Genomic DNA, 8,861 nt, shown 5'->3' on the forward strand with positions numbered 1-8,861 from the left:
TTACTTGCGGTTCCGACGACGCAGCCGCGCGAACACGGCGCCGAGCAAGCCGAGGGCGGCCGCCGCGGGCACGACCGGGCTCTTCTGCTCGTCACCGACGACGGCGCAGCCGCAGCTACCTTCGTCGTCGACGAGGATCGGGCCACCGCCGACGCCGCCGGCGCCCGCGCCGGTGCCGACGCCCGCGCCGCCCTCGCCGCCGCTGCCCATGCCCGGCGTGACGGTCACCTTCACGAGGTCACTCGCCAGGCCCTTGCCGTCGGAGACGGTGAGCTGGAACGTGAGGACCGTCTCGGCCTGAACGTTCGGCGCGACGAACGTCGGCTTCGGCCCATCGTTCGGCGTGAGCGCGACCTCGGGCCCTTCCGTCTGCGTCCACTTGTACGTGAGCGTATCGCCGTCCGGATCGCTGCTCTTCGAACCATCGAGCGTGGCCTCGTCACCACCCGACACCACGAGGTCCGCGCCGGCGTTCGCCACGGGCAGGCCCGCGCAGTTCGTGCTGTCCTCCACGATCGACGCGAACGGCTTGTTCACCGCGCCCTGCACGTCGATGTCGTCGATCTCCCAGCCGTACGCGCCGGCCGCCGGATCGGTGCCGATCCGGAAGCGCAGCTTGAACGTCTTGCCGGAGAGCGAGTTGCCGAAGTTCAGCGTCATCGTGTTGAAGTTCGGCCACGCCGCGTTCCGGTTCGTGAACCCTTGGCGGTTGCCGAGCGGGTTGTCGGAGATGTTCGTGATCGTGCCGGTGTAGGGCACCATCGCGAACTGAGCCGCGTCCTGCCAGCTCTGCCCGCCGTCCGTCGAGATCTCGATGACGGCGCCGTCGTAGTTGACGGTGCCACCGCCCTGCGGCGGCGGACCCACCTCGAACTCGTGGCGGTGCTTCAGCGTGATCGTGAGCGGCCCGGGGCCCGCGACGATCGCCGGCGACTCGAACGCGGTGTCGCTCAAGCTGCCCGAGTCCACGCCGTGGAAGACGTGGTTCGGCGGGCCGTTCTGGATGCGGCTCCAGACCCGATCCGCGCCGTCGCCCGACCTCGTCCACGTCTCGATGTCGCTCTCGGCGCTCTCGATCGTGGCCGACTCCGGCACGTTGTCGTAGTTGATGTACGGCACCTCGACGAGCGTCGACTTGGGCTCGCACGTCTCGGCGCTCGTCACGGCGATGTCGAGCTTGACCGAGTTGATGCCGGCGACCGAGCCGTCGAGCGCGACGTCGATCGTGGCCTTGGCCGTCCCGAAGGGCGGGACCGTGCCGAACTGCACCTGCGTGCCGTTCGGGAACGAGATGCCCGCCTGCTGCGCCGTCACGCTCGCGACGGCGTCCGTGAGCGGCGCGACGCCCGTGTTCTTGAGCTCGATCGTCACGCGGCCCGACTCCTGGGCGTCGAGGCGCCCGTCGGAGTCGCAGGACTGGACGGCGTCGTCGAGCTCGCCCGCGAGATCGGAGACCGAGGCCTTGACCTCGAAGCTCTCGACCACGCCCACGTTGTCGTTCGAGTCACGCGGCGGCGAGACCGCGCACGAGCCCGCGCCGCGCTTGGCGAAGGCCTGGGCGAGGATCTCCATGTCCTTCAGGTCGACCGTGGACGCCGCCATGAGGATCGCGTCGCGCTGCTCGAGGTACGTCGCGTCCGGCGGGACCGTCTTGAGCGACGCGACGATGTAGTCGGCCATGCGGCGGCGAGCCCCTTCGAAGTCGTAGGGCGCGCCCGGCTGCTGGCTGCGCTTGAGCAGCGCGACCGTCGCCTCGAACATCATCGTCGCCCACACCTCGCCGGCGTTGTGCACCTCGGAGTTCGGCGCGGGGATCACGGCCATCGGGTGATCCGGCAGCGCCTGGTCGTCGGCGATGTGCCGGAAGGTCAGGCCGTTCTTGGTCATGTCGGTCGAGTACGGGACGCGCCGGATGCCGTAGTAGCCGCTGTCGCCGAGCGTCGCCGTGGCGTAGACGCTCATCCCGAAGACGCCGTCGAGATCGTCGCCCTCGCGCAGGGTCATGTGGAGCGCGACCGTGTCGCCCCAGCCCTCGCCCATGCCGCCGCACATGTTGGAGCCGCAGTACGCGAGCCGGTTGTGCAGGTAATGACCCCACTCGTGCGCGACGATGTGGTTGTCGATCGTGCCGTCACGCTCGACGCCCGCGGCCGAGCGGACCATCGTGGCCGTCACATCGCCGCCCATCATGGCCTGCTTGATGGCGTTGCCCGAGGCCAGCGTGACGGACAGGACGGGGATGGTCACGGCCTGGTTCGGGTCCCCGTTCGGCATGTACGGCGGGGCGGGCTCGTTCAGGTGGTTCGCGAGGATCATGCCGATCGCGCCCGCGGCCTGCGCGTTCACGGCCTTCTGCTTGAACGTGCAGGAGCCGCGATCGATGACGACGATCTTGCCGGCCACGTTGTTCTTGATGGACTGGCAGCCGTCGCGGAACGTGCCGGGCGTCTCGTTCGTCGTGGCCGTGGACTGGTCGTCGACGAGCGAGAGGGAGCCGGTCGTGTTGAAGACCTGCAGCCCGAATTCGGCGACGTCGGTGCCGTATCCCTTGCCGCCAGGGTTCGTCGTGAGGCTCCGCGCGCTCGCGCCCGACCAGAGGTACATCTGCATGATCGGCGACTCGCCGTCCGCAGGCGTCTGCATGTTCGCGTTGTTGCGGCTCTGGTTGTTGAACGCGTCGTCCTGCGCCTCGGCGAGGAGCGGATCGCCTTCCTCGCCGCCGCGGCCGTAGTTGCTCTTCTGCGCGTTGCCCGATTTCTCGTCGAAGCCCGAGTCGTACCAGTAATCGTGCAGCCAGTTCGTCACGTAGAAGAGCTGCGTGGCGGCGGCCATGATCTGGTTCGGGTTCGCCGTCGGCGCGAGGTTCACGTCGTACGTACGATCGAACGTGCCGGGCGCCGTCACGTTCGGGCGCGTGTCGCCATTGCCGAAGCCGTCCGGCTGGGCGTGGTCGGCGTACGCGTCGACATTGTTGCCGGACGTCGAGGTCGCGCCCGAGGCCAACCACGGATCGAACGTGCCCTGGGGGTTCTTGTTGAAGCCATCCATCGAGACCAGGACCGGCTCGATGAACGGGGGCGCGGAGCCGTCGGGCTGGCCCGTCGGGTGCGGCGTGAAATCGGCCTGCGGGCCGTCGAGGGGGCGTTTGTCGCCGTTCGCGTCGGCCCAGACCCTGTAATTGAAGGCCGCGTCGTGCGAGAGGTTCTGCCGATAGAGGACACGCCCGTCGTCGGCCGCGATCACGTAGGCGTAGAGCCCCGCGTCCTTCTCGCCCACCTCGCGCGGGCGAATTTCGAGGTAGTAAGCGGGAACGAGGCGATCCGGCAGCGGGAAGTACACCTTCTTCACGCGCGCGGGGCCGGCAAACTCGTGATCCTGCGTGGGCAGGAGATCGAAGGTCTGGTAACGACCTTTTTCACCGCGCGGAAGGAGGTTCGCCACCGGCAGATCGGTGCCGTGGAAATCCCGGAACGCGCTGGCGAGTGCGCCCTGGGGTGTCACGACGAACGTGCGCGGGACCCGCTTGTTTCCGGCAAAACCGGCCGGATGCAGGTTGTTCGAGGCGGCCACGAGGCGATGGCTGCGATCGAGCATGACGTTCGCGCCGCCGCGGAAAACCTCGACGCCGTCGATCTCCTGGCCGAGGCGCACGACGACGCCGCCCGCGCCGCGATCGTGAATTTCACGCACGACCGTGGCCTGGATGGCGGCCTCCGGGAGCCTCAGCATCTCGGCCGCAGAGACGAGCGCCTTGCGCGCGGCGACGTCGGGCTTCGTGCTCGCGACGAGCGCCTTCGTGCCGCTCTGATCCCGCGAGGCCCAGAAAAAAGTGGGAGCGCCGGTGTGCGGGTGCACCGACGTGACGTGTCCGCCGAGGGGGGACCGTAAGACGCGCGGGCCCCCGGCGGGAGCCGGCTGCGCGCGATAATAAGCATCGAAGTTCGGCAGCTCCTTCGCATGAGCGAAGGAAGCGCCGACCAGCGCCGTGAGCATGGTGAGACAACGAACGGAGCGCTTCATCGAATCCTCCACCAACGTGGACGCGCCCGCCGCCTCCGTGTGAAGCAGGCGGGTGCCGGGCCAAGGAGGGAGGCGTACTCGCTTATCGTGCGAGAGGGAAGCGAATTTACGCTGAACGTTATGGTGTCGCCGCGGACCGGCGCGCGCTTCCGCACGTATTCGGACGATGATGCAAGATTCCGTCGACCACGGCTTGGAATTTCCCTCCGCGCCGCTTTTCTTTCGCTATTCGAGGTGCCAGGCGCGCGACTTGTGCTAATGGCGGCGCGACATGGTCCGTCGGTTCTTCCCGTGGTTCCTTTCGATCCTCGCCTCCGGGTGCGGCGGGACGCCCCCTCCCCTCGATCATTCGGCGCCGCCGCCGCGGATCACCGCGAGTCCCGCGGCGCCGCCCGTCGTGACGCCGCCGCCGAAGCCTGCGGAACCAAGCCCTCCGGAGACCGCTGCTGCACGAGCGGTTGCTGCTCCCACGAATTCGGGTCCTCCTTTTCCGCCGCCCGCCTTCACGCCGCCCCACGCCCGCACCGCCAAACCCGGCGACGGCGTCTTCACGCTCCTCGACGAGGGCGCCGCGCGCGGCACCGGCGCGCTCGCGCGCGCCATGGTCCATCCGCACCCGATCAAACCCCACCCGTACGTCCTCCTCGTGGCGATCGATCTGCGCCGGGTCGATCTGCGCCTCGTCGCGGGCACGGAGGAGCCCACGTCGACCGTGGTGTCGAATGATCGACGCCCCGGGCTCGTTCCGGCGGCGGATCTGCCCTCGCTGATTGCGGTGTTCAATGGCGGCTTCATGGCGAAGCACGGCAAATGGGGGATGATGGTCGACGGCGACGTCTTCCTCCCGCCGCGAGAGGATGGCTGCACGGTGGCGCTGCTCGGGGACGGATCCGTGCGTATCGCGAGCTTCCCGGCGCTCGCGCCCGTCACCGCGCAGATCCGGTCGTACCGGCAGACGCCGCCTTGCCTCCTCGAGGGCGGCGCGCTCCACCCGCGCCTGCCGAACGAGGACACGGCGCGGCTCTGGGGCGCGGCCGAGGGAGGCGATCGCGAGATTCGACGCACGGCGATCGGATTGCACGAGGACGGAACGACGCTCCTCTTTGCGATCGGCGAGTGGGTATGGGCGCGTGACCTCGCGGCCGCGATGAAATCGGCCGGCGCCGTGTCCGCTGCGGAGCTCGACATCAACTGGTCGTATACGCGGTTCCTCCTGTACGACCATTCCACCCCGCCCGCGGTCGTGTCGACGCTGATCGAAAAGGTCGAATACACGAAGAGCGGATATGTATCGAAGCCTGCACCTCGGGACTTTTTCTACCTGAAGCAGAAACAATCCGGCGCCCCCGCGCCCCGTTAGCCGGCGCTCGCGTCCCCCGCCTCGCCCGACGGGTTGGGTAGGGCAGACCGCAGAGTTCACGGGAGGCGGGAGCATGCGGCGGAAGGCACGTACGCCATAAGCCCCGAAAACGGCTTGCGGAGGGTGCTTCCGGGCCGATCTCCCCCTTGACCGGGTTTTTCGCCTGTGGTGAGGTCTCGCGTTGGCAAACAGCGGGCCGTTGGTCCCTCGCGCCGGCACGGCGCCGACGGGGAGAAAGGGCATGTCGCCCATGAGTCGATGGAGAAGGTTCGGAATCACAAGGTACGCCGTGGCGACCTTCGCGCTCCTCGTGGCAGTGAGCGCAGGAACGGGCTGCGAGGAGACGGCTCCCCCGGACACCACCGGCGGCGCCGGCGGTGAAGGCGGGACGGGCATGGGCGGCATGGGCGCGTGCAGGACGCCCGAGGATTGCCCGGGCGCCGACACGGTCTGCCGCACGCGCACCTGCACCTCGGGCGTCTGCGGCGAAACGTTCGCCGCCATGGGCACCCCGAGCGATACGCAGATGCCCGGCGACTGCGCCCGCGAGATCTGCGACGGGAAGGGCGAGATCACGCTCGAGAACGACGACACCGACATTCTCGACGATCAGAACGACTGCACCCAGGACGTCTGCAATGCGGGGCAGCCGGAAAACAACCCGCTCCCGGCCGGCGACACCTGCACCACGAACGACGGCAAGTTCTGCGACGGCGCGGGCACGTGCGTGGAGTGCCTCGCGCACGCGGACTGCCCCGACAATGTGTGCGCGAACAACGTTTGCGTCCCGGCCGAGTGCGCCGATACCGTGAAGAACGGTTCCGAGACGGACGTCGACTGCGGCGGCGCCGTGTGCGCCCCCTGCGCCGACGGCCTCGTCTGCAAGGTGTCATCCGATTGCCAGAGCAGCGTGTGTGACTCCGCCACCTGCCAGACGCCCACCTGCACGGATACCGTCGAGAATGGCGCCGAGACGGACGTCGATTGCGGCGGCGGCACCTGCAGCCCCTGCGGCCCCGGCCTCGGCTGCGCAGAGGACAGCGACTGCGTGGGCGGCTCCTGCTCGGGTTCGATTTGCTTGCCGACCTGCACCGACCAGGTGACGAACCGCAACGAGACGGACGTCGACTGCGGCGGCCCGAACTGCTCGCCCTGCGGTACCGGCCTCGTCTGCTCGATCGACTCGGATTGCGCGAGCAAGGTCTGCACGGACGGCACCTGCCAGGGAGCGACCTGCGGCGATACCATCCAGAACGGCAGCGAGACCAGCGTCGACTGCGGCGGCGCGGACTGCCCCGCCTGCGCCGACGGCCTCGTCTGCAATCAGCCGACCGACTGCAAGAGCGGCGTGTGCACGGGCAACGTCTGCCAGACGGCGACGTGCACGGATACCGTGAAGAATGGCGCCGAGACGGACGCGGATTGCGGCGGCGGCACCTGCCAGACCTGCGACCTCGGCAAGGGCTGCCTCGTGAACGGCGACTGCACGAGCAACATCTGCGCGGGGAACGTCTGCGTCGTCTCGCTCTGCGGCGACGGCCTCCTCACGGGCGCCGAGACCTGCGACGACGGCAATGCCGTGGCCGGCGACGGCTGCGACGCCGCGTGCGCGACCGAGGTGGGCTGGCTCTGCGCGGGCGCCCCGAGCGCCTGCACCGCGATCTGCAGCGACGGCCTCGTCAAGGGCCCCGAGACCTGCGACGACGCCAACACGGCGAGCGGCGACGGCTGCTCCGCGAGCTGCCAGGCCGAGCTCGGCTACGTGTGCAGCGGCGAGCCGAGCGCGTGCAAGACGGTCTGCGGCGACGGCATCCCGGCCGGCACCGAGGCGTGCGACGACGGCAACTTGAACGACGACGATGCCTGCCTGCCGGGCTGCATCGCGGCGACCTGCGGCGACGGCTTCGTGAACGCGGCGGCCGAGGGCTGCGACGACGGCAACAAGACGGCCGGCGACGGCTGCAATGCCACCTGCCAGGCCGAGCCGTTCTTCGTGTGCTTCGGCGCGCCGAGCACCTGCGTCCTCGTCGAGTCCGAGCCGAACACGTGCGCGACGGCGACCGGCCCGCTCATGCCGCCCTTCGCGGTCACCGGCAAGATCACGCCCATCGGCGACCATGACTACTACGCGTTCACCGTGCCCGCGGTCGCGGACGTGAAGATCGAGACCTTCGTCCCGTCGGTGGGCACCTGCCCGACGGGCAACGACACCAAGATCTACCTCCTCGCGTCGAACTGCACGACGGTCCTCGTCGAGGACGACGACGACGGCCTCAACAGCTGCTCGGTGATCGATCCGACCACGTCGGCGGACGCGGCGGCGCGCAAGCTCGCCCCGGGCACGTACTACGTGCACGTGGAGGAGTACGCCAGCAACGCGACCATCGGCGCCTACCAGCTCCAGGTGACGTTCACCGCGCTCTGCGGCGACGGCATCCTCGCGGGCAGCGAGGTGTGCGACGACGGCAACCTGACGAGCGGCGACGGCTGCTCCGCGAGCTGCGTCATCGAGCAGGGCTACCAGTGCGCCGGCTCGCCGAGCGTCTGCGCCCTGAGCTGCGGCGACGGTACGATCAACGGCACCGACGTCTGCGACGACGGCAACAAGAACAGCGGCGACGGCTGCTCCGCGACCTGCGCCATCGAGCAGGGTTACACCTGCACGGGCACGCCGAGCGTCTGCACGACGAGCTGCGGCAACGGCACGATCAACGGCACCGACGCCTGCGACGACGGCAACACGGTCAGCGGCGACGGCTGCTCGTCCGTGTGCCTGCTCGAGCCGAACTACAAGTGCATCGGGACCCCGAACGTGTGCACGAAGGTCGAGCAGTACTGCAACGACGGCATCGACAACGACGGCGACACGCTCATCGACGCCGCCGACTCGGACTGCACGATTCCGGCGTACTTCCCGGCCTGCGCGGCGGGCCAGCGCCTCGTCGTCGTCCGGGCGTACGACACGCCCATCGCCCTGCTCGACGGCAACACCACGGGCATCAGCAGCTATCTCGGCGTGGCGAACGTCGGCACGGTGAACCGCGCGGCGGTGCTCTTCAACGCCACGCACACCTGGTCCGGGGACATCGACGCGTACCTGCAGCCGCCGGGCCTCGGTGAGCTCGACATCACCTCGGACAACGGCAGCTCGGGCGACAACTACACGAACACGATCCTCGACTCGACCTGCTCCTCGGCGGTCAGCGGTGGCACCGCGCCCTTCTCGGGCTGCTATTCGCCGGAGACAGCGCTGACCCCGGTCAACGGCAAGTCGCCCGTCGGCAGGTGGAAGCTCAAAGTCATCGACGACACGACCTCGGACCAGGGCACCCTCAATAGCTGGGCGATGATCTTCTGCGTCACGCCCTGAGAGGCGCGGGGCTTTGCCCCGCACCCCAGCAGGGGGCTGTCCGCCCCCTGCACCCCGGACCAGGCACGGCCTGGACCGAGGGCCGAGAAACCGCGCGATGCGCGGTTTCTC

At 69.1% G+C, this 8,861-nt stretch carries 3 protein-coding genes; 2 read left to right on the top strand and 1 reads right to left on the bottom strand.

All coding sequences use genetic code 11. From position 1 onward, the window contains the following. The gene (locus QHF83_RS42350; protein WP_282423784.1) at positions 1–4,020 is read right to left on the bottom strand and encodes a M36 family metallopeptidase; all 4,020 of its coding nucleotides are present in this window, start codon (positions 4,018–4,020) and stop codon (positions 1–3) included. A 271-nt stretch (positions 4,021–4,291) separates the two neighbouring features. Here QHF83_RS42350 and QHF83_RS42355 point away from each other — a divergent pair, with 271 nt between their 5' ends. Both QHF83_RS42355 and QHF83_RS42360 read left to right on the top strand, forming a co-directional pair. After that, positions 4,292–5,380 carry a phosphodiester glycosidase family protein gene (locus QHF83_RS42355; RefSeq protein WP_282423785.1) on the top strand — a complete coding sequence of 363 codons (1,089 nt, stop codon included), beginning with the start codon at positions 4,292–4,294 and terminating at the stop codon, positions 5,378–5,380. A 289-nt stretch (positions 5,381–5,669) separates the two neighbouring features. Beyond that, positions 5,670–8,750, top strand: a complete 3,081-nt coding sequence (locus tag QHF83_RS42360) for a DVUA0089 family protein (RefSeq protein ID WP_282423786.1) — start codon at positions 5,670–5,672, stop codon at positions 8,748–8,750. Positions 8,751–8,861: the final 111 nt, after the last annotated feature.

The organism is Polyangium sp. 15x6, from assembly GCF_029960785.1.
GTDB lineage: Bacteria > Myxococcota_A > Polyangia > Polyangiales > Polyangiaceae > Polyangium.